Consider the following 24,143-nt stretch of genomic DNA (forward strand, 5'->3'; position numbering starts at 1 on the left):
CGGCTAAGCGCATCGATGAATGGCAGGGGGCCTCCCGCCTTAAGCGTCACTGCGTTATTAAACTTGGTGATAAGGTCTCGGTTAATAATAGCGCCGATAAAGTAGGCTCTAAGCCGAGGCGCATGCGAGATAGCCAGAGCATCACTCCGTATGGTGTAAGGGTTGTTCCTATTAAATAAGGGCCGACTGTATTGCAAACCAAGACTGAGCTATCGCTTCCGCCCTAGATAAGGCGTAATGGTGCCAAGAGTGAATGGAGTAGCGCGCGTGGACGCGGGGGAAAGGAAAAGGCAGATGATAAGTATGGCGCCGTCATAGAGGGAGAATAAGTAAAAATTGGCTGGCCAGCGAAAACAATGCCACAGATTCGCGCCAATGCTCGGGGCGATGATGGGCCTCGATGGCCAACGTAATACAAAATAGTTGGCCATTTTTTTAGCATCGAAACGCAAAATAGCTCGACGCAAATTCCCCCTCATGCCGGAGGCTACGCCGGCGACAGCGCCACCTGGTATGCCTCTCCTGCCGTTTATCATTGCGCCAGAGCCGGGCAGGACAGCGAAGCGCGAATAAAAATACCGCGAGGTGTAAACCAAGACTTTTTCGCCCCTCAGCCAGTTAGGCGAGTTTGCCCTTGCGCTAGTGTGGCAACCGCGCGCGTAGGGTGAGGCATAGTCCTGCCGTATATGTCCCATGTATATCCTCGTCGCTGGCCGCCTGGCTAGATCTCGCGTTGGCTTATGGGGTGGATGACTCAAGCCGGTGAGCCTGCCATCGCGCCGGCGATGGCAAGCGTGAACGGGGTGGGTGACCCGGTTGGCGACCCGTTAGCGCTAGGTTTACTCGCCGGGTGTGGCGTTTGTCCCCTTGGGCTCCTCGGGGGTGTTCGGCGTGGCGTCGAGCGCCGTGCTGCGGCTATCGCGGCTGCTGGTGGGCTGGGCATCGTCCCAGGCCTCGGCCAGATCGGCGATGCGTTGCGCCATGCCGCGGAAGATAAACAGATGCGCTGGCATCATCGCAAACCAATACAGCAACCCGGCGAAGCCTGCGGGGTGCCACCAGGCGCGGACATCCAGTGAGCGTAAGCCGTTATGCTCGTCGAGGGTAAAGGTCAGGCGCCCGAGCCCAGGCGCCTTCATGCCGAACAACAGCGTCAGTTGGCGCTCTTCCTTCAGGGTGATCACCTTCCAACCGTCGATCTGGTCGCCGAGTTGCAGGGTGGGGCGTGCCGGGCGGCCATAATGGACACGATTACCGGTGAGATCATCCAGGCGGGCGCGGATCTGCCACAGCAGGTTGGCGAAGAAATACCCCTGATCGCCGCCTATCTGCTGCACCACATGCCATAGCGCCTGGCGTGAGGCGCGGGTGGTGAGGCGACACCCCGCCTGTTTCGGGTAGAAGCCGTAGCCTGGCCGCCAGCGGGCCAGCGCCTGGGCGTCGTAGCCCCAATCGGCGGAGTCGATCACCTGTTGCTCATGCGCCAGGGTATCCGTTAACGCCTGATCGAAACCGATCAGCGTCTGCGGGATCAAGTGGGCGATCGCCCGGTCGTCGGCCGGGAGATCGTGCTTGAGCCCTTCGATCAGGGCGCGGGCGATACTGGTCGGCACCGAGGTGATCAGATGCAGGAAATAGACCGAGATCAAGCGGGTAGGGATCGGCAACGGGATCACCCAACGCCGCTTGCCGCTGACGCGGATAAAGCGCTCGAACATGGTCTGGTAGCTGATGTATTCGGGGCCTGCGACCTCGAACACCCGGTTGTCGCCGTCCGGCAGATCCGCCAGCGCGCAGAGGTAGGTCAACAGGTTCTCCAGCGCGATGGGCGCGCTTTTGGATCGCACCCAGAGCGGCGGCGTCAGGATCGCCAGGTTATAGACCATGTCACGCATCACCTCGAAGGCAGCTGATCCGGGGCCGATGACGATCCCCGAGCGAACCTCGGTGACCGGTACGCCGCTGGTGCGTAAGATATCGCCGGTCTCACGCCGTGCGGCCAGATGACGTGAAGGATCGTCGGGCGGCTGCAATGCCCCGAGGAAGATCACCTGCTGGACGCGTGAGATGCTCAAGGCCCGGCTGAAGTTCTGCGCCGCCTGGAGTTCGGCGCGCACGAAGTCATCGCCGTCTCCCATGGCATGCACCAGATAGTAGACCAGATCGATGCCATCTAACGCCGCCGTCAGGGTCTGCGGCTGGTAGAGATCGACATACTGACACTCGACGCCGGGCCAGTTACGCTCTTGCAGCCAGCGAATACGGCGCGCGGCGGCACGCACATGATGCCCCTGGGCACACAGTTGGGGGATCAGATGTTGGCCGATGTAGCCGCTGGCGCCTAATACCAGAATACGCAATCCGCGCATGCACACCTCTCTGGGAATCGATTAGCCGTAAGGGGTTGGGGCCGGGGCCGCGCCGCTCGTCGGGCGATATTCCTGACGGAAGGTGCGCCACAGGGCGATCAACCGTTCTAGATCGGTTCGGCTGACATCCAGATGCGTGACCAGGCGGGTGGTGGCCGCCGCGCTGATCAGGATGCCGTGGCGCTGCATCCAGGGGCCGAGTGCGGCGGCCTCGTCGGCGGGCATGCACACGAACAGCATGTTGGTCTGGGCGCCGGGCGGCAGCAGCGTCAGCCCTAACTCCTGCACGGCCTGTGCCAGCCAGGCGGCGTTAGCGTGGTCGTCGCGTAGGCGTTCGACGTTGTGCTGCAGGGCGTAGCGCCCGGCCTCGGCCAGGATACCGGCTTGGCGCATGGCACCCCCGGTCATCTTACGCCAGCGCCGCGCCTGGCGAATGAAGGCCTCGTCGGCGCACAATAGCGATCCGACCGGTGCGCCCAACCCCTTAGAGAGGCAGAGGGTCAGGGTGTCGCAGTATTGGGTCAAGGTGGTCAGCGGCACCTCCAGCGCTACCGCCGCATTCATGATGCGCGCGCCGTCGATATGCAACGCCAGCCCCTTCTCGCGGCTGAATGCCCAGGCCTGCGCCAGATACGCCAGCGGCAGCACCTTACCGTTATGGGTGTTCTCCAGACTCAACAGGCGGCTACGGGCGAAGTGGATGTCGTCGGGCTTGATCACGCTCGCCACCTGCGACAAGGGGAGGGTACCATCCTCGGCGGCATCGATAGGTTGCGGTTGAATGCTGCCCAACACCGCCGCGCCGCCCGCCTCATACATGTAGTTATGGGCCTTCTGCCCGACGATATACTCGTCACCGCGCTGGCAATGGGTCAGCAGTGCCACTAGGTTGGCCTGCGTACCGCTGGGCAGAAACAGCGCCGCTGGCTTGCCGCTGAGCTCGGCAGCCTCTTGCTCCAGGCGGTTGACGCTGGGATCGTCGCCATAGACGTCATCGCCGACGTCGGCGCGTGACATAGCCAGGCGCATGGCCTCGCTGGGACGGGTTACGGTATCGCTACGTAGATCGAGCATCGGGCACTCCTTGGTCGGCTAAATCCATTGAGAAAACTCTGTTGTATCATGCCGACCGATGGGCTGCCAAAGGAAAAGCAAGGGGGCGACGCGATCGATTGCGTGCACCGATTAGCGATAGCTGAGTAGAAATATCCCGCGGGCGCTCACATCGCCGGGAATGAGTGGCTCACCGCTGCGCGCGTAGTAGAGATGGAGCGGCAGATCGACGCTACCACTGTCGGGGATGGCACCATCGTAGCCCTCCTCCCCACTCCAGCGTACCGCCTGCTCCGGCTGTCGATCCGCCAAGGTGACGATAAACCCGACGCCGCGCGAGGCGCTGAGTAGCTGGGGGAGATCGTTGGGATGTCGGCCAAGAAAGTGGAGGGTGAACCCCTCGGCCACGCCGGGAGTACAGCGAATGGCGAGTTGTACGCTCTCTGCGCCCTGAGTCAAGGGTTCACCGACCTCGAGCCGCTTGAGGCGCGCGATGTCGACCGGTGGCATCTGCACCGTCAGATCGCGTTGCTGTGGGGCGCAGGTACCGGCGTGGATCTCGGCGGCGACATAGATGGCGCCGCTTTGCAGTGGTTGCGTACTGTCGCCGTGCAACGGTTCGAGATACCAGCGCAGCAGCGGGCGGGTCGGGTCGAGGCGCCCGGTCTGATGGCGAGTGCCGATGGCGAACAGCGAGAGGGTCAGATTGGGATCGTCTGGGGTGGTCTCGCGGGTGTCCAATGCGATACCGATGCCCGGCAACGCGCTAAAGAAGCGGTAGTGCCGCGCCGTTGGCGATCCGGGGATCGGTAGGCCGACGCGCTCCCAACGCAGACGGGTGTGTTGGCACGCTGGCGCACAGGTGAGGGGCAGGGTGAGGCGCTGTTCCGCCAGGGTTTCGTTGGGGGCCAGGCTAAAGCGTGGCGTCACGCCGCCAAACTGCACCAAGCTGGGTAGCTCCGCCAGGGCACACAGGCTAAAGAGCAACCCGATGCCAGTGCCGCATAACAGGCCGATCCGCTCTCGATTCATCCGCGTTTCTCCTCACATTCTAGGCTGAGCTGTTGCAGGGCCCGTGCCGCTAAACTGATAGTCAGCCTGGCAACGAGGGTGACTGTTCCACTGCGCCTCGATATGCCCCTGGGGCGGCAGTCCAGACAGGTATACCTGCCCTTCGTCCCCCACCAAACCATGGATGACGCCATTGGCATGTGTGACCTGTACCTGCGCGCCCAACGGCAGAGCTTGGCCCCGTTGCCGCAGGGTGATCAGGGCGCGATAGCCGGCGCTGACGTTAAAGCGCAGCGGGATCAGGGCGCCGCGAGCCGGGAGCACGCGCTTATCCGTCTCGCCCGCTTCGGTGTCGTCGCGGAAGCGGTTGACGTCCAGCGCGACGTTGTTGATCTGGTAAGGCGTCAGGTTGGGCAGCAGGGCATAACCATGCAAGTCGGTCTGTAGCGAGCCGCCGCTCTTCACCGGCACACCGGCCACGCCTTGGGCGTCGATCAGGGCGGTGCCGGCATTGAGCGAGAGGGTCCGCGAGAGCGTCAGGCCGCCGGGGTGTAGCGCGAAGCCGCCGAGTAAGCCATAACTGAGCATATCGCCGTGGCGATAGTGGTTGTAGTTGGCGGTCAGTTGCCCCTGCCCGGCGCTCCACATCAGGTTGGCGCTCTGCGAACGTGACTGCCCATCCTGGCTCCAGCTGTTGGCCAGCCCCCAATTCAGCCGCCCGTCGGCGGCGCTGCCGGAGAGGCTGGTCTGATTCGACAGGCGACCGTTGAGCCGCGTGGTGGTGTTGCCGAGGCTCAGCGGGGCGCCACCGAGCAGGTTGGCAAGCGGCAGCGACAGGCCTAAGGAGATCAGCGTGTCGTGGGCTTGTCGCGGCGCTTCGCTGTAGCTGAGGGCGAGGTTGACGTTAAGTGGACCGAGGCTGTTGCTCCAGTAGGCCGTCCAACTGCTGCCCGCGCTCGCCTGCCGCCAATAGGCTTCCTGGCTGCCGGAGAGCGATACCTGCCCCAGACTGGCCAGCGACTGGGAGAGCTGGAGCGAGACGCGCCGCTTGACCCGCAGCGTGGCGGCGTCGTGCCAGAAGGGCGTGTCGTCGAGGCTATCCGCCAGGGTATAAAACCCTTGGCTGGCGTAGTGGGACCAGGAGAAATTAAGCGCGGTGCCGCTGTTAAAACCACGGGCGTAGGCCAGGCGGTAGGCGTAACCCGTATGGCGCTGGGGCGCACCGAGCCGGGTATCCATCGGCTGGCTCTCGGCATAGCTGGCATCCACGGCGAGCGCCCCGAGGAGGGCGTCGTATTTGCCCGCGCCGAGCTGTGCCGAACGATAGCGGCCGCTAAGCAGCAATCCGCCGTACAGCGTACTCTCCCAGGGCAGACCGTAGGCCGCACTGGCACTGGCGAAAAGCGGCTGCTGGCGTTGCCGGTAGCCATTGTAGCGCCCGCTGGCCAGGCTGTACTTCAGCCGTCCATTGCGTTGGAGCAACGGCAGCGTGGCGGCGGTCTGGGTATAACGACGTTCGCTGCCGTCGGCCTCACGGATAGTCACCTCCAGATCGCCCCCGTTGTAGGCCACCAGATCGCTGAACTCGAACGGCCCAGGCGGCACGTTTTGCTGGTAGATCACCTGTCCGGACTGGCGCACCGTCACCTGCGCCTGAGAGGCGGCGATGCCCCGAATGCGCGGGGCATACTCGGTGAGCGCGGGCCAGAGCATGCCGTCGTCCGACTCCAGCTTGACGCCGATAAACGGAAAGGCGTCGAAGAACTCGCTGCTGGTGGCCGTCTCCCCCAGGGTAAACTCGCCCCCTTGGCCCGCACCATAGCTGTGTTGCAGGTAGCTGCGCAGCACCTGGAAGCGCCCACCCTCCTGGCCGTAACGGTAGTTGCTGGCGTTATACAGCCGCCAGCCGCCCAGATTGACGAGCGCGTCCGTACCGAGAAACAGCGTATGTTCGCCCTGCGCGTGCGCTACCAGTAGCCCCTGTTTGCTGCCGTTGAGGCTGTAGTTGGCCTGGAGCGCCGGCGTGCCCTGCTGCCACTGCTCCGGTGTGGTGCGCAGCCAATCGCTGTGCAGCAGATAGGCCTGCGGCACGGTGAGACGATACGCCATCTGGCTCAAGTCGACGGCTTCGTGCAGGTTACTGTCGCCCGCGGCCAGAAAGGCGTGGCAGGGGACGTCGGCGTCGGGAGGATGCGGTAGGGCGATGCCCCAACGCAACAGCTGCTCGGCGCTGAGGCAGGGCGAGAGTAAGCCGGGATGCTGTTCGGCGGAGACGAAGTGCAGGGTACTCTCTTCGATGCGTTGATCGTTGATCCAGACGCTAACCCGGTAGTCGCCCGGCATCTGGCCGCCCTTGACGGCGAAATAGGAGAGATCCGTCTCGCGCGCCGCCTCACCGTCAGCCAGGGTAAGAAAGTGTGGATTAAAGCGTAGCGTCTCGCTGGCGTCGGCGGGAACGCTCGCCAATATCAGCAGCCCCAGCCAGGCCGGCGATCGGCGCCGCTGGGGTGTAACGCGAGGGACTCGTCTACTCCGCATGCGTCGAACGACCCGCCGAAGGAAGGGGGGTGATGGTATAGCGGGTAGAGCGTCCACCATAGTCGCCGATCACCTGGTAGCTGATCTCGCGGGCCTGACCGCGATGGGCGATCGTCAGCTCGCCATAAGGCGCCAGCATAAAGTCTTGCCCCTTGCCCTGTGCCTCGCGTTGATCGATCTGGGTCGCGTTGAGCGTGAGGTAGTAGGGTGACGGGTTGTGTAGGGTCACGCCACGCTGATCTGGGTAGGCGCGTATCTGGCTGTAGGCGGCCTTCACCGCCTGGTTATCGACGATGGCCGCCGGGCGGTAGAACAGTTTGATGCGGGTGTTAATGGCGAAGCTTACGTTGCCGTGCGTATCGCCCTGGCTGGACGGCGTGGGCTCCGCCGTCGGCGGGATCGCCAGGACATTTAAGTAGAAGAGTGACTCACGGTCGGCGGGCAGCGCAGCGGTATTGAGTGCGTTGATGCGCAACTGCACCTCGTTGCCGGCATCGAGCCGGTAGAGGGGCGGGGTGACGACAAACGCCGAGCTCTTCTGCTGGCTTTCTGCCTCCGCCACCCAGCCGCGCAGCAGCCACACATCATGCTGCGAGCTATTATTGACGCCGAGCGCGATGCTGCTCTTATCACCGGGGTAGACCACTCGGGTCTGGGCGAGGGAGAGTCCGCCGGCGGCCAGGGCGGATGGCCCGCCACTTAGCGCCAGGCTCATGATGAGGATTGTTGTCAGACGATTCATGGCTCATCTCGTCCCCGGCGCGCCGCGCCAGGGAACATGGGTTAGAAGTAGGTGAAGCTATAGGTGAAGGTGGCGCTCAGTGCGGGGGTAACCGCTGACGTTTCCGCGTCCTCTGGCGACGTCTCGCCTTCTGGTGTGCTGCCGATTAACGCACGGACGGAGGGCGTGGGGCTGAGTGCTTGGGCGCTACGCTGAATATTGACCGAAATATCGAAGGTGGCGGTTTCGGCGTTGGATTCGAAGATCGGCCCTTGCGATTGGGCCGCCCCGTTCTGGAACACGATCGACTCACCGGTTGCAACGGGGCTCTTCTTCTCGCCGTCACTCGCCGTGTTGGGCCGGTACCAGCTACCGCTGGCGGCATCGGGTTGCGTGACGATCTGGTAATAGATCCCCGCGCGGTCGTCGCCGTCAAAGGCGTTATGGCTGGCATCGCCCTGATAGGGTTTCCCCTGGATGGCAATCTGTACCGGCGTCCCTTGGCAATGCGTCAGGGTAAAGGTGAAGGGCAAGCGGGCGAGAACCTCATCGGTGCTCGCCTCCGTGAGGGCGCGGGGGTTAATCACGAAATCCCCCGTATTTTCGGAGATGGCTAAATCACAGGTATTGTTGATGATATACCCGTTGATGGTGATGGTACCGCTGCCATTCGTGATGGTACCCCCCGCGGCGCATGCCTGATGACTGGCGAGTATCAATGCCAGGCTCAGGCCAGCCCATTGCAAGTAATTACGCATTATTACTCCATCCTCTATAGTTTTATTCGTTATTCATTCCATAAATCAACCCGCGGCGATAATCACTCCTGATGGAACGAACATCACGCTGATGATGTTGAGCGCACCGGGAGGGATTGATCGCTCGCGTGGAATAAGTAGTTTTATTTTATACCGTTAGCTGGGCTAATCAGCCAGCCTATAGGGCTGACTTACCCTTATTTTCAGAGCGATTGCACTCCAGGGCATGTTCTATCGCCGCCGATTACCTTAGTTTATTGTCTTTCATATTTATAATTTTATGATCGCTATTTTTTTGTTCGCCATCATTCTCTAGAAGAGATAATATTAAATTTAGAAATAGGTGAACTCATAGGTAAAACTAGTGGTAATCTCATCTAGATCAGAAATGGGTGTGTAATTATGCTCACCCAATGTTTTAACAATCACCATATTGATAGTAAATCGTTCGATCTCTGTGAGGGGGGTAAACAATAGCGCCGCTCTCTGGGCGGTATTGTAATTACGTAGGGGAATGCCACCGTTTTCGTTTATTACTAACGATTTGGTCTGCGATCTCTCGATACCTTGCCATTGTTCTTGATTGATATTTTTAGCAAATAAGAATAATCGATATATAAGTGAATCGATTTTGTCAAAAGAATACGAGTAATCCTGGCTGTTTGACATTTTTAACATGAATACAACCGGCATATTGGCACATTGTGCGAGAGTAAAGGTGAAGGGGAGCGTGGCTAATACATCATTCAATACCGCGGTCTGTACCTGACTCTGGCTGAGGGTAAACTCAGCGCTGTTCTTATCGACTGAGACGGCGCAGCTGCTGTTAATCAGATGGCCGGTAACATTGATGGTGCCGCTACCGCCGGGTACGGGTATGCCGGAAAGCAGGGATCTCTCTACGCTAGAGGCGGAGGATGGCACCGCCCCCACGCCGCCGTAGCGCTTAATCCCATGGCCAGGGCAATCGCACCGACCCCCACCCACCCCCGATGATTCCGCTGATCTGCCATAAGCTCCCACTTGAACATATTAATAGTTAATCGATAAACATCATCACCCTAGCGCTCTGCCGTTTCCGTCGGTACGCGACTAGGATGCGATAATATAAGACAATTATCTCAGATAAGATTATTTATACTGTTACATCCTTTGCTGTCAGACGCCATTCTTGATCTATCGCCAGGTTGAATTTTCAGAGAAAGTGTCGAGGTCGAGGCCTTAATGATAAATGGTTTTTCTGTTTTAAATTGGTGGTATTGCTTTGAAATATATTTCTGTCCGACGTAATGCGTGGATGCGGTTCAGGTGATGGCAGGGCGATGAATAGTATTAAAGCAGCTAGATAATACTAAGATAAATCGACTGCACTCATTTCTTACTGATGGCAAATATGACGCGGTATAACCATTCACATACGTTATATTCTATTAATGGCTCTATTTATACTAATATCGGCCATAATGGCCGTCATTGTTGCTATTGGGCCTTGGCTGGCGACAAGGTGGCTATACTCAAATCATCGCTGGCTTATCGCCAGGCATAAAAATAAACATCATTTCTCGACTCAATAAATTGGAATACAACTGGGGCGCCCGACTGGAGCCGGGTGTGCACGCGTGTCGTGAGCAACAAGGCAAGGAAAGATTAATGATGAGTGACTAAATAAAACGAAGGAAAAAGTATGTGTGAACATGACCGATTATCTCCCCCTCCCTCAGCGCGGGTTGGATCGGCGAAAACCCCGCGTGGCGCGTTTATCGATTTCCTGTTTTTCTTGAACATGTTGTCGTGGTTTGCCATTGGCACCGCATCCTGGCTGGGGATCGCCTTATCGCTATTTTGCTTTGTGTTATCAGGTATTACGGTGAAGAGTAGCCCGGTTGAATATCGGGCAAAACATATCGCGTTGCTCTTGCTGTCGCTGGTCTTCCTCTGTGCATCGATCACGGCACCGGGCATTCATCAGGTGATCTGGGGGTAATGATGGCTGATACAAATAATGGTGGGACGCATGCCGGATTTTATCCGATGTCGGCATTGCTGGCGCTGAGCGTATTGCGCATCGCGGGCTCGTGGAACTGGATTAATGGCGCCTTTTTCGGTGCCGATGCTAAGTCTTCGCTCGCCTGGTTATCGGGCAGTGGTCTGGTCGAGCGCATCGGCGGGTCGGGCGGGTTTGCGGCCAAGGCGATGTATCCTTGGGTCGGGGACATTATCACGCAGGATATCGCGACGCATCCCGCGTTTTGGGCCTTTTTTATTTTCCTGGCCTATGCGGTTCCAGGGATAAGCCTGTGCCTAGGGTTATTTACGCGGGTCGGTGGATTGGTGGCGATATTGGCCTCGCTGATGAACCTGCTTGCTGCCGCGGGGAATGGGGCGGATACGATTGGTCAGAATGTGCTGCTGTTGTTGATTGGCGCCCTCTGTATGTTGACCGGTGCCGGACGCGCCTATGGGATCGATGGGTGGCTACTGGCGCATTATTCGGCCAGGTGGCTGCGCATTGTCGCCTGATCGCCTGGCATTCAGCCCTATACGCGCGGCTTGGCAGGCCGCGGCCTCTTTTTCAGCGCCCAGTGTGGACGCTTATTGGTTCACGCCTCTCTGGATAGGGGAGGCGGATTTGACGTGGCGGATTGATGCGCTAATACGCCCGCGTTAGTAGTAAAAGAAATAATAGATAATACGAGCGTTCAGCTCACGTGGGGTCGTCTCTAATTTATGGTGGTTATGATGCGAGATTCTGAGGATAAAGTTTACTGTTGCAGTATCACTGTGTGCGCTGAACGCATAGCCACGCTTTTCGTTTTCGGAGACAGACGCCGGAAAAATTAGATTTCCATAGGAGATTCTACCGAGGTGCTCCTTGCTAGTCGCCGTTTCATGGTAGTACTTATACCAGGTTCCCTGCGAGCCCGTGCTCTCGGCGACGATCTGGTAATGAAGGAAGGGGACCTGGTCAAAGGCATTGAACTCTCCCGAGGGTTCTCCCCGGATAACGCTGGGTTGTCCGCCGCTTAGGGCGACGCGTACCGGGGTATCTTGGCAATGCAGTAGGGTAAAGCTGAAGGGGATCTCTTGCACAAGGAGTCCTTTGAGATCCCGTAGTTGTTGACTGGTGAGGGTGAACGCGATAGTGGGATCATTCACGACGAGGCCGCAGCTATTATTCATGATCTCCCCATGGAGGGTCACGCTACCGTTGCCATTTCTGATCGCCTCACCGTGCGCTGCCCTGGCGCTAGCGGGCATCAATGCGTAGACGATGAGGGTCAAACATAATCCTAAATAATATTTTATTGTCATGATATTAGAGTCGGTAACAAATTAGGTGCGTCGATGAGCCGTTCTCGGAATTCAGCCTTATGGTGCTGTCGTCTAATTAAAGCGAATTGATCTTAATAATATTAATTTTGTGAGTATTACATGGTCGCGAGGCATCGGCCACGACCTAGGCAGGTCACGGCCTCTTTTTCAGAGCCAGTGCGAAATGAAGAGGGGGAAATACGACGTGGGTGAGTCCATCGCCGTATTATGCGCCTCCCGGTAGGGGAGGCGCATGGCGAGAGACCGGCACAAGTGGGCGCGGATAGCGGCGCGGGGGGACGCGGTGCCCCTTATAGATCTCGCCTTGCCCGCGCGCAGGGGATACATGCTGGCCTGCGTGCTCGGTTAGGCTAGCTCGACGTCCCCGTTGAGTTGGCAGCAACAGGCCAGCACGTAGCCCTGAGCGATCTCCTCGGGGGTCAGCGTCTGGGTGCTACCGGCCTGATAGTCGCCCCGTAGGATGCGGGTCTTACAGCTGCCGCAGACACCGGCGCGGCAGGCCGCCTGTACCGGTAGCCGGTTTTGCTCCATCGCGCTGAGTAGCGTGCTGCCGACGGCGGCGCGGTAGTCGCCGGGGTGTGAGCAGGAGAGGATGCGCAGCGTGCCGCCGAGCGGGGTGCTCGCCGCCTCCGGTTGGAAGCGCTCCAGATGGATCTGTTGCGCTGGGACGTTTAATTCGCTCAGCAGCGTCTGCGCGTGGCGCATGTAGGGCGCCGGGCCGCAAATCATCACCGTGCGGGCGGCTAAGTCGGCGACCTGGCCCAGTACCGCCTGATTCAGGCGACCCGCCAGGATCGCGCCGCTGGCGTCGTCTTCGGCCAGCAGGATCAGTTGTAGGCGAGGATGGGCGGCGGCCAGACGGTGCCACTCCTCGGCAAAGATGATATCGCGCGGACTACGTACCGCGTAGATCACCGCGATATCGCTGGCCGGGCGGTGTACCAAGAGCCAGCGAGTCATGGCGATGATCGGCGTCACCCCACAGCCGGCGGCCAGCATCAGGTAGGCGTCGGCCCCCGGTTGCGGGCAGGTGAATTCCCCCTGAGCCGGGGAGAGCCACAGGTAGTCGCCGGGTTTTACCTGGTGGGTGAGCCAGCCAGAGCCGATGCCGCCGGTAATGCGCCGTACCGTGAGGGTGATGAAGGGGCTAAGGCCCGGCGTGGAGGAGAGGGTATAGGCGCGCAGCGTCTCGGCGTCACCGCCGATGCTGACCAGGGCATATTGCCCCGGCTGGTACGGGTAAAAGTCGGGGCAGATGAGGTTCAAGGTCCAGACGTCGGGGGTTTCTTGGCGTAGTGAATGGACCTGCATCCGATGCGGACATTGCGGAGTGGGCATAGTCATGATGGTGAATTCTCGCAGTACTAAGGCCGCCCCTGGCGCGGGGCCGGGGCGGCGTAAGGATTAAGCCTGGTTGAGGAGTGCGTCGAGATCGGCCTCGACACTGCTGATGCCGCGCATGCCGAACTGCTGGTTGAGGATCGCCAGGAGGTTCTCCGTCAGGAATGCCGGCGCGGTCGGCCCGGTATAGATATTTTTTACGCCCAGCGACAGCAGGGTCAGCAGGATGACGATGGCCTTCTGTTCGAACCAGGAGAGCACCAGGCTCAGCGGCAGATCGTTAACGCCGCAACCCAACTTCTCGGCCAGCTTGACCGCCAACATGATGGCGCCGTAGGCGTCGTTGCACTGGCCGACGTCCAGCAGGCGCGGTAGCCCCTCCAGGGTGCCGAACTCCAGCTTATTGAAACGGTACTTGCCGCAGGCCAGGGTCATGATCAGGCAGTCTTGTGGGATGGCTCGGGCGAAGTCGGTGTAGTAGCTGCGCTCGTCGCGGCTGCCGTCGCACCCGCCGAGCAGGAATACGTGGCGCAGCTTCTTCTGGGCGACCAGGTCGATCACGCTATCCGCCGCGTTGAGTAGGGTGGCGCGGCCAAAGCCGACGGTGATCCACTGCTCAATCTCACTGTAGGGGAAGCCGTCACACACCTGAGCCTGAGCGATCACCTGGCTGAAGTCATCCCCTTCCAGGTGACGAACGCCCGGCCAACCGACGATGCTGCGCGTCCAGATGCGATCGCTGTAGTTGCCGACGTTGGGATCGATGATGCAGTTGGAGGTCATCAGGATCGGGCCGGGGAAACGGGCGAACTCTTGTTGTTGATTCTGCCAGCCGCTGCCGTAGTTACCGACCAGATGGCGATACTTACGCAACTCAGGGTAGCCGTGAGCCGGCAGCATCTCACCGTGGGTGTAAACGTTGATGCCGAGGCCATCGGTCTGTTCCAGCAGCATCTGGAGATCTTTCAGATCGTGGCCGGAGATCAGGATGCACTTGCCGGCGACCGGTCGCACGTTGACCTGCGTCGGCGTCGGATCGCCGTAGGCGTCGGTCGAGCCCTTATCCAGCATCGCCATGATGGCGAAGTTCATCTTGCCGATACCCATGGCGTTGTTGAGTAGGGTTTCCATGTCGCGCGGCTGGGTGCCGAGCCAGGCCATATAGTGGTGGTAGTCGGCGTAGATCGCCTCGCTGTGCTGGCCGAGAACATGGGCATGTTCCAGGTAGGCAGCGGCGCCTTTCAGGCCGTACAGGTTTAGCATGCGTAGACCATGGATGTCATCGCCGATCTCGGCGCGGTCGCTATTCAGGGCGAAGGCGGCCGCCTGCTGGCGGAGGGTGGCGATATCGTCGCCTGCCAGGCGCAGATCGGCCAGTGGATGGTCGCACTGCGTGCCTGGTGTCTTGGCCAGGCAGGCGGCGCGCAGGCTGTCACGCATCGCCAGGGCGTCACGGGCGTAGCCGATGATGCGTGCAGAGTCGAAGTTGACGTTGGTCAGGGTGGAGAAGAAGGCGCGCGGCGCAAAGCTATCGATGGCGTGATCGCGGATGTCCAGCGTGCGGGCGACGAGCGCCCAGGCCGAGAGGCTTTGCAGCGCGGCGACCAGCAGATCTTGCAGATCGGAGGTTTCGGCGCTCTTGCCGCACATCCCTTGGGCGTAGGAGCAGCCGTTACCGGCCGGCGTACGGATGGTTTGCTCACATTGAACACAGTACATGGGGAACCCTCTGTTTAAAGTTGCATTTATTATGCTTGTTTTTGAGGGTAAGGCGGACGCGGGCAACAAAAAAGGAGTTTTTAATACAACTTCTACTTTGTTTGATTTAGCGCAAAATTAATTTGCGAATGGGAAGTATTTACGTGGAGTCGAGGCGGCGCGGTGCGCCGCCTCGGGCCTCAGGAGGAGAAGAGCGCCATCAACACCGGTGCCAACAGGCTCAATAGAAAGCCGTGGACGATGGCGGCCGGGACCAGTTCGAGACCACCGCTGCGCTGCAAGACGGGCAGGGTAAAGTCCATCGAGGTGGCGCCGCATAGCCCTAACGCACTGCCGCGATGGTGTTGGATCAGCGTCGGGATCATCATGATGGCGAACAGCTCGCGCGCCAGGTCGTTGAAGAAGGCGGCACTGCCGATCACCGGGCCAAAGGCCTCGGTCAGCATGATACCGGAGAGGGAGTACCAGCCATAGGCGGAGGCGATGGCCAAGCCGGTCTTAATCGGTAGGCCCAGCAGCGCCGCGGCCAGGGCGCCGCCAGCCAAGGCGCTGACGCAGACCACACAGCCGATCATCATCCCACGGCGGTTAAGGAGGATCTGTGTCGGTGACATGCCGCTGTTGCGTAGCTGGAGGCCGACCAGAAACAGCAACCAGATCAGCGCGTACTCGCTGGCGTGGGTCGCGTTGCTCAACCATGGCCATTGTGTCAGCCCCAATAGGAAGCCGCCGACCACCACGCCGCACAGCTTTAGCGACTCCAGCGCCATGTGCAGCCGCGAGGGCAGCGCCTCCTGGCGATGGGCGACACGCCAGGGATAACGTTTCTCCAGTAGCCACAGCGCCAGCAGGTTGGCACCGATGATCAGCACGAAGAATAGCGAGGCATACTTGGCGATCAGCCACAGGTTGCTGCCCAGGTTGTCGAGGAATGCCAGGCTGATCCCCATGAAGAACAGGATCAGATAGACCATCCAGCTCAGCATGCGGTTAATGAAACGGATCAGCGTCTTGTGATGCAGGGGCAGCAGGTAGCCAAGCAGCAGTGGCACCAGAATGATCAGGAGTCCAGAATACATAACAGCCTAACTTGTTAAATTTTAAAGCTAATACCGTACTGAAAAGGGGGAGGTGAGTAAAGCTGCAGCAGCCTAGCGGGTGATAAAAAGGTGTTTTTAGCTTTTTTCTCTGCGTACTTTTTAGAAAAGCAGCACAAAATGGCGCAACGACCGTGGCCTTACCTTGACCCGTTTACGCTTTGCCCGCATTCTCAAAGAGTGTGCAGCGGCGAGAGAGGGATGGCATGTATCTGGAACGCATTGAGGTCGTTGGGTTTCGCGGGATCAATCGTATCTCGTTGTCGCTAGATGAGAATACCGTGCTGATCGGTGAGAACGCCTGGGGTAAGTCGAGCCTGCTGGATGCCTTGACGCTCTGTCTATCGCCACAAAACGATCTCTATCGTTTCGAGGCGCACGATTTCTATTTTCCACCGGGCGATGAGACGGCGCGCGAGCATCATTTGCAGATCGTCTTCACCTTCTGTGAAAGCCTGCGCGGTCACGCCCGCTCCCGCCGTTATCACCGCCTGTCACCACTCTGGCAACAGGGCGAGGATCGCCTACAGCGCATCTACTTCCGGCAGGAGGGCGAGCTGAGCGACGATGGGACGGTCTGTACCTGGCGCTCCTTTCTCAACGAACAGGGGGAGGCGCTGGCGCTGCATCATGTCGACCTGTTGGCGCGCGAGCTGATCCGCCTGCATCCGGTACTGCGTCTGCGCGACGCCCGCTTCATTCGCCGCCTGCATCCTAACGTGCTGGCGGGGCGCCAGCACCCCGACCAGGGGCAGTTGGCACAGCAGTTAGCCGATCTGACGCGCGAACTGGTGTGCAATCCGCAGAAGCTCAGCAACAGCGAATTACGTGCCGGGTTGGGCGCCATGCAACAGTTGCTGGAGCACTACTTCGCCGCCAATGGCGATGAGACCGCCGCCGGTGCTCGTCGGCGTCACCGCAACGAGATCATCCATGGCCGTCAGGCCTGGCGCTCCCTGGAAAACATCAATCAGATGATCGCCGAGTCGGGTAGCCGCAACATGCGGCTGATCCTGTTGGGGCTCTTCTCGACACTGTTGCAGGCGCAGGGGGCGGTGATCCTCGATCATCATGCGCGCCCGTTGCTGCTGATCGAGGATCCCGAGACGCGTCTGCATCCGATCATGCTGTCGGTCGCCTGGGGGCTGCTCAACCTGCTGCCCTTGCAGAAGGTGACCACCACCAACTCCGGTGATCTGCTGGCGCTGATGCCGGTCGAACGGGTGTGCCGCCTGGTGCGTCAGTCTGGGCGGGTGGCGACCTATCGCATCGGGCCGCGCGGTATGTCGCCCGAGGATAGCCGGCGCATCGCCTTTCATATCCGTTTCAATCGCGCCTCGTCGCTGTTTGCCCGCTGCTGGCTGCTGGTGGAGGGAGAGACCGAAGTCTGGCTACTGAGCGAGTTAGCGCGCCAGTGTGGCTACCACTTCGACACCGAGGGCATCAAGGTGATCGAGTTTGCCCAGTGTGGCCTGCGTCCCTTGATCAAGTTCGCCCGGCGCATGGGGATTGCCTGGCATGTGTTGGTCGATGGCGACGAGGCGGGGCGCAAATACGCCGCCACGGTGCGTGGCCTGTTAGATGGCATGCAGGAGACGGAGCGCGATCGCCTGACCATGCTGCCAGCGCCGGACATGGAGCATTTCATGTATCACGAGGGCTTTGCCGAGGTGTATCACCAGATGGCGGGCATCCCGGCCTCGGCGCCGATGGCGGCGCGTAAGGTGATCATCAAGGCGATCCACCGTTCCTCCAAGCCCGATCTGGCGATCCTGGTGGCGGCGCGAGCGGAGGAGGCGGGGGTGAGCCAGGTGCCGCTGCTGCTGAAGAACATGTTCTCGCGTGTGCTGTGGTTGGCGCGCGGCAAGGCGGATTAACGCGGCGGGGAGGGGACGATGGTGCAAGACGGGGAGTTGGCGTTAGCCGCACTACTCGGCTTGGCGCTCGGGTTTCCGTTGCATCGCCTATTGTGCGCGTTACCGCCGCCATTACTCCCCCCGCTCTGTTGGTATGACCGCCATATCTCTCCCTTTCCCGCTCCTGCGGCGTTGTCGTGTGGCCTGGCGGCGATCGCCCTGATCCTGGCCAACGTCCTACCACCTGGCGCGCCCTGGCTGTGTGGGATGGGCTTCTGCACCCTAACGCTGGGATTGGCGTTGCTCGATCGCGCCGCGCTGCTGTTACCCGATCGGCTGACATTGGCGTTGCTGTGGCTCGGGTTGCTCTGGCAGGCGAGTTATCGTCCCGCCGCCTTGCCCGACGCGGTGTTCGGCGCGGCGGTAGGTTATCTGCTGTTGTGGTTGGTAGCCTGGGGCTTCTGGTGCTGGCGTGGCATAGAGGGGCTGGGCGGCGGCGATGCCAAGTTAGTGGCGGCACTCGGCGCCTGGGTCGGCGCCTCACGCTTGCCGACGCTGCTGTTAGCGGCCTGCCTGCTGGCTTTGGCCGGTTTCGCCTGGCGTGCCTGGCGCCAAGGGGGCTTGGTGCCGTATCCCGCCCCCTTCGGTCCGCCACTGGTACTGGCTGGGTTATGGCAAGGCTTGCCGCTGCTGTTGAGCGCGGCGAGTTAATCGGAGCTGGGCGCCTGGTCGAGGTGGTCGCGTAGCGCTTGCTGTAGGGCATCGAGCAGCTGATAGCGGCGGCGGTATTCGGCGCGCTTCTTACTCGGAATGCTCTCCGCCGGCTTACGCGTGGGCGTCAGGGGCAGGCTGAAGTAGCCCTCCTCATTCGGCTCGCCGTTGAGGGAGCGCCAGAAGCCATCGTAGTCGGCCAGCATTTGGGACTGCTTCTTGCGCCGATAACGCCAGTGGCTGTAAATATGATCGGCGTTGCCGACCGCCAGGATCTGCTGGCACCGCGCCCGTTGCGCGATCTCACTCAGTGCCTCGGCCAACAGGCGCTTAGGAAAGAGCCCATGACATGCCTTGGTCGCCGCCTGCGTGTAGCTGTGCGGCAGCGATGGTGAGGAGCCTTGCAGCCCGCCGATGAAGAGTGTGGGCACGCCATGATGCGTGAGCAGAGTGAAGGTGCAGACAGCGAGCAGATGATCCTGCTGATCGTGCAGGGAGAGGGAGAGTTCCCCCTCCTTGCCCAAGCGCTCCCTTACCGCTAGGCGCAGGGTGTAACTCTGCTCCTGCTTGCCGCAGACCTGCGCCAGGGTTAACGACTGGCCGCTATACAGCGCCTGGCGTTGTGCGTGGCTGAGCCAGTGGTCGATCAGGCGGTAATGTGTGCTTAAGGCGGCGATGATCTGGTGCCGGGAAAAACGGCGACTCAGATAGGGATGATGCAGGCGGCAAGGCAGACGGGGCTGGCAGCTCAGGATGGCATCGCGTTGCGCCAAGCTGGCCAGCATGGTCAGCAGTTGTCCGCTGGCGCGGGGCATTAACAGGGTACGCAGGGCAAATTTGGCGCGGAAGCTGGCCTTATGCCACAGCCCAGACGGGCGGTACTTCCCCTGTGCCAGCGCGGCGAATAGCGTGAAACCGGGGTGGGCGGGGCGGCGAGCGTGGCCGATCTCAAGAGTGGACATGGTGCGACCTGTCATGGCTGATGAACGATGTCAGCATTGTCGCGGAGCGAGTTTAAACCGTAGCACAATATGCTAAACGGTTGTTGGCGAGATAACCGCCGGGTTGAGCCGGGGTTGAGGTTAAGCGGGCACCAGCCGGGAGAGCCGGCTAGTGCGAGCGCCGATTACGCGAGCGGCTCGTTGGGAAGGGGGATAATGGTGTCGGCATGATTGCCTTTCGGCCCAATATGAAGCTCAAACTGTACCCGTTGACCCGCCTTCAGCGTGCGGTAACCCTCCATTTGAATCGAGGTGTAATGGGCAAAAATATCGTCGCCGCCGCCGGCTGGACAGATGAAGCCAAAGCCTTTGGCGTTGTTAAACCACTTTACGGTACCCGTCTCCATGCTTATACATCCCTCGTTACGGTGGCAGATCGCGGCGGGTGGCAGCGATCACGGTTAATGAGATAAGACTGATTCAAGATCGGTTCTTAACCTGTCGCAGATGGGGCGGCAACAGCTTAGGAACAGACCCTACGGGCGGCGGCAAGCCATGCCACGGGCGAGTCACCGGGCGGTGAGGCGGCGGAGAATTCCATGCATCGACCGCTTGTCTACACTCTATTGATGCCCCTGTCGGCGTCAAGCATTGGTTATTTTTAGCGCGCTAACTTTTGGTTAAAGTTTGAGGTGGTTAACGCAATTGCGCACCGTTGCATTTTTTTTATCCTATTAAGCGGCCAGAACGCACGGCGGGCTGGTAATCTTATAGAGAGTTGTGATATCGCTCAGTAATGAATGATGACCGGCGATGCCGGGGGAAGGAAATAGGTAACAGATTGAAATGGCAAACTTGAACGATTGGCTGAATCTTGAACCCCTGGCCGATGAACGGACACGCGAGGCGGTGAAGCCGCCGTCACTGTATAGCGTCATCTTGAATAATGATGACTATACGCCGATGGAGTTTGTTATTGAGGTATTGCAAAAATTCTTTACCTACGACATCGAACGTGCAACGCAGCTGATGCTGACTGTGCATTATAAGGGAAAGGCGGTGTGCGGCGTGTTTACCGCTGAGGTGGCGGAAACCAAGGTGGCGTTGATCAACCGCTATGCGCGCGAGAATGACCATCCGCTGCTGTGCACGCTGGAAAAAGCCTGACCGGGTAACTGAAGAAGGGAGATGCCCATGCTCAACCAAGAACTGGAACTCAGTCTCAACATGGCGTTCGCCAGAGCGCGCGAGCATCGACACGAGTTTATGACTGTCGAACATCTGCTGCTGGCGTTGTTGTCCAACCCGGCGGCGCGCGAGGCGTTGGAGGCCTGTGCGGTGGATCTGGTCGCCTTGCGTCAAGAGCTGGAGACCTTCATCGAACAGACGACGCCGCAGTTGCCCCAGGGTGACACCGAGCGCGATACCCAGCCGACGCTGAGTTTTCAGCGGGTGTTGCAGCGGGCGGTGTTCCATGTGCAATCTTCTGGACGCAATGAGGTTAGTGGCGCCAACGTGTTGGTGGCCATCTTCAGCGAGCAGGAATCCCAAGCGGCCTATCTATTGCGCAAGCATGATGTCAGCCGGTTGGACATCGTTAACTTTATCTCCCATGGTACCCATAAACACGATGGCGGCCCCGAGGCGGGCGGTGGGAGCAGCGATGGCGCCAGCGGGGAAGAGGGCAACGCGGTGCCCGGCGGTGAAGAGCGGATGGAGAACTTCACCACCAACCTGAATCAGCTGGCGCGTGTCGGCGGCATCGATCCGCTGATTGGGCGCGATCGTGAGTTGGAGCGCACCATCCAAGTCTTGTGCCGTCGGCGCAAGAATAACCCGCTACTGGTTGGGGAGTCCGGGGTCGGGAAGACCGCCATCGCCGAAGGGCTGGCCTGGCGCATCGTACAGGGCGAGGTGCCGGAGGTGATGGCCGACTGTACCCTCTACTCGCTGGATATCGGCTCGCTGCTGGCCGGTACCAAGTATCGTGGCGATTTTGAGAAACGTTTTAAGGCGTTGCTGAAACAGTTGGAGCAGGACAGCAACAGCATCCTGTTTATCGATGAGATCCATACCATCATCGGGGCGGGCGCCGCCTCCGGGGGCCAGGTGGATGCGGCCAATCTGATCAAGCCGCTGCTCTCCGGTGGGCGTATCCGCGTCATCGGTTCGACCACCTACCAGGAATTCAGCAATATTTTCGAGAAGGATCGCGCCTTGGCGCGTCGCTTCCAAAAGATCGATATCAGCGAGCCGAGCGCCGACGAGACGGTGCAGATCCTCAACGGGTTGAAGGCCAAGTATGAGGCGCATCACGACGTACGCTACACCGCCAAGGCGCTGCGGGCGGCGGTCGATCTGTCGGTCAAATATATCAACGATCGCCATCTGCCGGACAAGGCCATTGACGTGATCGACGAGGCGGGCGCGCGTAGCCGGTTGATGCCAGCCAGTCGGCGGAAGAAGACCATTAACGTGGCAGATATCGAGGCGGTGGTCGCGCGTATTGCGCGCATTCCAGAGAAGACCGTCTCCGCCAGCGACCGCGACGTGTTGAAGAATCTGGGCGAGCGTCTACGGATGCTGGTCTTCGGCCAGGATAAGGCCATCAGCGCTTTGACCGAGGCGATCAAGATGAGTCGTGCCGGGCTAAATCAGGATCATCGCCCGGTGGGATCGTTCCTGTTCGCCGGGCCGACCGGGGTCGGTAAGACCGAGGTGACGGTGCAGTTGGCACGCGCGCTGGACATTCCGCTGCTGCGTTTCGACATGTCGGAGTATATGGAGCGCCATACGGTGAGCCGCCTGATCGGCGCCCCGCCGGGCTACGTCGGCTTCGATCAGGGGGGACTGCTGACGGATGCGGTGATCAAGAGTCCGCATGCCGTGCTGCTGCTCGATGAGATCGAGAAGGCGCATCCGGATGTCTTTAACCTGTTGTTGCAGGTGATGGATAACGGAACCCTGACCGATAACAACGGGCGTAAGGCGGATTTCCGCAATGTGATCCTGGTGATGACCACCAACGCCGGGGTGCAGGAGACCCAACGCAAATCCATTGGCTTCAATCTGCAAGACAATAGCAGTGACGCGATGGAGGAGATCAAGCGGGTCTTCACGCCGGAGTTCCGCAACCGTCTGGATGGCATCATCTGGTTTAATCACCTCTCCAGCGAGATCATTCACCAAGTGGTGGATAAGTTTATCGTCGAGTTGCAGGCGCAGTTGGACGGTAAGGGGGTGTCACTGGAGGTGAGCGACGCCGCACGGAATTGGTTGGCGGAGCGGGGTTACGATCGGGCGATGGGTGCACGGCCGATGGCGCGAGTGATCCAGGAAAACCTGAAGAAACCGCTGGCGAACGAACTGTTGTTCGGCTCGCTGGTCAACGGTGGCTCCGTCAGCGTGGATGTGGTGAGCGGTGAGGGGAACCTGAGTTATCAGTTCCGCAGCACCCAGCAGCGTAAGGCCGAGGATGCCATGCCATAACCCCCGCGTGGGCGAGGTAAAGAAAGAGCGCCATCAGGCGCTCTTTTTTATGGTCGGAAGTCTATTCCGACCCGGAAGCCCCTCTTGCCGCTGCCGGTCAGAATCATGCTGCCGGGTATGCTAGCGCCCGCGGCACGGGAAAAAGCCTATCAGCGGCTACGGAAGACAATGCGGCCTTTGCTCAGGTCGTACGGGGTCAGCTCTACAGTGACTTTGTCGCCCGTCAGGATGCGGATGTAGTTCTTACGCATTTTACCGGAGATGTGAGCGGTAACGACGTGTCCGTTTTCCAGTTCTACGCGGAACATCGTGTTGGGCAACGTATCCAGAACGGTACCCTGCATTTCAATATTGTCTTCTTTGGCCATCGAATCCTCTAGGTATGAATACCACAGTTTTTAACCGGCAAGATAATGCCGAAAAACCCAGGTTATGTAAAGGCAAGTTAGCTTTGCTTGGGCGATTAAGGCGTAATCGGCGCAATTGGGGGGGGATCCCCCAGTGTAAGAGACTGCTGTCGCCAACAGCGTGCATCGAGCGACTGTCCTCGGCAGGCGAGCAGTTGTTGTAAATAATGGCGGCGTGGGATCTCCTCGGCGCCCAGGGAGGCCGTGTGGCTGTTTAACACCTGGCAGTCGATGAGTTGCCCGCCCATCGCCTGAAAATGGCGACAGAAGCTCCACAGCGCCATCTTGGAGGCATTGCTGACTCGACTGAACATCGACTCACCGCAGAAGAGCGTACCTAGCGCCACGCCATACAGGCCGCCGACCAGCTGTTCCCCTTGCCAGACCTCCACCGAATGGGCATGGCCCAGCCGATGTAACTGACCATAGGCCTGCTGTACGCTAGGGCCGATCCAGGTGCCATCGCTACGCCGTTCGGCGCACCCGGCGATGACGCCGGCGAAGTCGTGATTGAGGGTGACGCGTAGGGGAGTGCGCCGCGCCGCCTTGCGTAGGCTGTGGCTGATATGCAGCGCCGCAGGCGATAATACGGCGCGTGGATCCGGCGACCACCAGAGGATCAACTGCCCCGGCGAGAACCAGGGGAAGATGCCGCGTTGGTAGGCGAGCCATAGACGCTCCGGTTGCAGATCGCCGCCGATGGCCAACAGGCCATTCGGCTCACGCAGCGCCTGCTCCGGCGAGGGAAACGCCAGGGCGTGTTTATCCAGTTGCATGATGCGCATCAGGCGCCCTCCCT

The 24,143-nt window shown here is 59.9% G+C and carries 21 protein-coding genes; 6 read left to right on the top strand and 15 right to left on the bottom strand.

Annotated features, from left to right (window positions below):
• Positions 1–839: 839 nt before the first annotated feature.
• The 7 genes from ACEQFP_RS00790 to ACEQFP_RS00820 form a co-directional block, all read right to left on the bottom strand.
• The gene (locus tag ACEQFP_RS00790; RefSeq protein ID WP_035598117.1) at positions 840–2,369 is read right to left on the bottom strand and encodes a DUF2867 domain-containing protein; all 1,530 of its coding nucleotides are present in this window, start codon (positions 2,367–2,369) and stop codon (positions 840–842) included.
• Positions 2,370–2,390: 21 nt separating this feature from the next.
• A complete protein-coding gene (gene ltaE, locus ACEQFP_RS00795) occupies positions 2,391–3,443 on the bottom strand; it encodes a low-specificity L-threonine aldolase (protein ID WP_005287681.1) in 1,053 nt (350 codons plus the stop codon).
• A gap of 111 nt (positions 3,444–3,554) precedes the next feature.
• Positions 3,555–4,454: a fimbrial protein gene (locus ACEQFP_RS00800; protein WP_005287679.1), complete on the bottom strand. Its 900-nt coding sequence runs from the start codon at positions 4,452–4,454 to the stop codon at positions 3,555–3,557.
• Positions 4,455–4,466: 12 nt separating this feature from the next.
• Entirely contained in the window at positions 4,467–6,899 is a 2,433-nt protein-coding gene (locus ACEQFP_RS00805) for a fimbria/pilus outer membrane usher protein (protein ID WP_370547335.1), read from the bottom strand.
• A 61-nt stretch (positions 6,900–6,960) separates the two neighbouring features.
• Positions 6,961–7,713: a molecular chaperone gene (locus tag ACEQFP_RS00810; protein WP_370547336.1), complete on the bottom strand. Its 753-nt coding sequence runs from the start codon at positions 7,711–7,713 to the stop codon at positions 6,961–6,963.
• A gap of 41 nt (positions 7,714–7,754) precedes the next feature.
• Positions 7,755–8,450 carry a hypothetical protein gene (locus ACEQFP_RS00815; protein WP_370547337.1) on the bottom strand — a complete coding sequence of 232 codons (696 nt, stop codon included), beginning with the start codon at positions 8,448–8,450 and terminating at the stop codon, positions 7,755–7,757.
• A 333-nt stretch (positions 8,451–8,783) separates the two neighbouring features.
• Positions 8,784–9,437: a type-1 fimbrial protein, a chain gene (locus ACEQFP_RS00820; RefSeq protein WP_370547338.1), complete on the bottom strand. Its 654-nt coding sequence runs from the start codon at positions 9,435–9,437 to the stop codon at positions 8,784–8,786.
• Positions 9,438–10,134: 697 nt separating this feature from the next.
• Between ACEQFP_RS00820 and ACEQFP_RS00825 the strand changes: the two genes are divergently transcribed.
• Together ACEQFP_RS00825 and ACEQFP_RS00830 are read left to right on the top strand one after the other, a co-directional pair.
• Positions 10,135–10,434, top strand: coding sequence for a hypothetical protein (locus tag ACEQFP_RS00825; protein ID WP_005296915.1), 300 nt, complete (start codon positions 10,135–10,137; stop codon positions 10,432–10,434).
• Positions 10,435–10,436: 2 nt separating this feature from the next.
• Entirely contained in the window at positions 10,437–10,970 is a 534-nt protein-coding gene (locus tag ACEQFP_RS00830) for a TQO small subunit DoxD (protein WP_242934594.1), read from the top strand.
• A 144-nt stretch (positions 10,971–11,114) separates the two neighbouring features.
• Here the strand turns inward: ACEQFP_RS00830 and ACEQFP_RS00835 are convergent, their stop codons facing one another.
• The 4 genes from ACEQFP_RS00835 to ACEQFP_RS00850 form a co-directional block, all read right to left on the bottom strand.
• On the bottom strand, positions 11,115–11,732 hold the full coding sequence (locus ACEQFP_RS00835; RefSeq protein ID WP_370547339.1) for a type 1 fimbrial protein: 618 nt from the start codon (positions 11,730–11,732) through the stop codon (positions 11,115–11,117).
• 396 nt (positions 11,733–12,128) lie between these two features.
• Positions 12,129–13,127, bottom strand: a complete 999-nt coding sequence (gene hcr, locus ACEQFP_RS00840) for an NADH oxidoreductase (protein WP_370547340.1) — start codon at positions 13,125–13,127, stop codon at positions 12,129–12,131.
• A 60-nt stretch (positions 13,128–13,187) separates the two neighbouring features.
• Positions 13,188–14,843, bottom strand: a complete 1,656-nt coding sequence (gene hcp / locus ACEQFP_RS00845; protein WP_370547341.1) for a hydroxylamine reductase — start codon at positions 14,841–14,843, stop codon at positions 13,188–13,190.
• Positions 14,844–15,022: 179 nt separating this feature from the next.
• Positions 15,023–15,922 (bottom strand): lysine exporter LysO family protein, encoded by a 900-nt coding sequence (locus tag ACEQFP_RS00850; protein WP_005287641.1) that lies wholly within the window; start codon positions 15,920–15,922, stop codon positions 15,023–15,025.
• Between the two features lie 224 nt (positions 15,923–16,146).
• Here ACEQFP_RS00850 and ACEQFP_RS00855 point away from each other — a divergent pair, with 224 nt between their 5' ends.
• Both ACEQFP_RS00855 and ACEQFP_RS00860 read left to right on the top strand, forming a co-directional pair.
• Entirely contained in the window at positions 16,147–17,817 is a 1,671-nt protein-coding gene (locus ACEQFP_RS00855; RefSeq protein WP_005287638.1) for an ATP-dependent endonuclease, read from the top strand.
• Positions 17,818–17,835: 18 nt separating this feature from the next.
• Positions 17,836–18,507 carry an A24 family peptidase gene (locus ACEQFP_RS00860; RefSeq protein ID WP_005287635.1) on the top strand — a complete coding sequence of 224 codons (672 nt, stop codon included), beginning with the start codon at positions 17,836–17,838 and terminating at the stop codon, positions 18,505–18,507.
• Here the strand turns inward: ACEQFP_RS00860 and ACEQFP_RS00865 are convergent.
• Positions 18,504–19,469 carry a VirK/YbjX family protein gene (locus ACEQFP_RS00865; protein ID WP_005296933.1) on the bottom strand — a complete coding sequence of 322 codons (966 nt, stop codon included), beginning with the start codon at positions 19,467–19,469 and terminating at the stop codon, positions 18,504–18,506. The genes ACEQFP_RS00860 and ACEQFP_RS00865 overlap by 4 nt on opposite strands.
• 164 nt (positions 19,470–19,633) lie before the next feature.
• Positions 19,634–19,855 carry a cold shock domain-containing protein CspD gene (gene cspD, locus ACEQFP_RS00870; protein WP_005287631.1) on the bottom strand — a complete coding sequence of 74 codons (222 nt, stop codon included), beginning with the start codon at positions 19,853–19,855 and terminating at the stop codon, positions 19,634–19,636.
• Positions 19,856–20,294: 439 nt separating this feature from the next.
• On the opposite strand from cspD, the gene clpS reads away from it, so the two are divergent.
• On the top strand, positions 20,295–20,615 hold the full coding sequence (clpS, locus tag ACEQFP_RS00875; protein ID WP_005287629.1) for an ATP-dependent Clp protease adapter ClpS: 321 nt from the start codon (positions 20,295–20,297) through the stop codon (positions 20,613–20,615).
• Between the two features lie 27 nt (positions 20,616–20,642).
• Positions 20,643–22,937: an ATP-dependent Clp protease ATP-binding subunit ClpA gene (gene clpA, locus ACEQFP_RS00880; protein ID WP_005296938.1), complete on the top strand. Its 2,295-nt coding sequence runs from the start codon at positions 20,643–20,645 to the stop codon at positions 22,935–22,937.
• Positions 22,938–23,086: 149 nt separating this feature from the next.
• Here clpA and infA read toward each other — a convergent pair whose 3' ends face one another.
• Complete coding sequence (gene infA / locus ACEQFP_RS00885; protein ID WP_002211347.1) at positions 23,087–23,305, bottom strand: translation initiation factor IF-1; 219 nt, start codon at positions 23,303–23,305, stop codon at positions 23,087–23,089.
• A 95-nt stretch (positions 23,306–23,400) separates the two neighbouring features.
• Complete coding sequence (gene aat / locus ACEQFP_RS00890; RefSeq protein ID WP_005287624.1) at positions 23,401–24,129, bottom strand: leucyl/phenylalanyl-tRNA--protein transferase; 729 nt, start codon at positions 24,127–24,129, stop codon at positions 23,401–23,403.
• Positions 24,130–24,143: the final 14 nt, after the last annotated feature.

Origin of the sequence: Edwardsiella sp. A.80236 (assembly GCF_044540725.1) — a bacterium.
Taxonomy (GTDB): Bacteria; Pseudomonadota; Gammaproteobacteria; order Enterobacterales; family Enterobacteriaceae; genus Edwardsiella; species Edwardsiella tarda.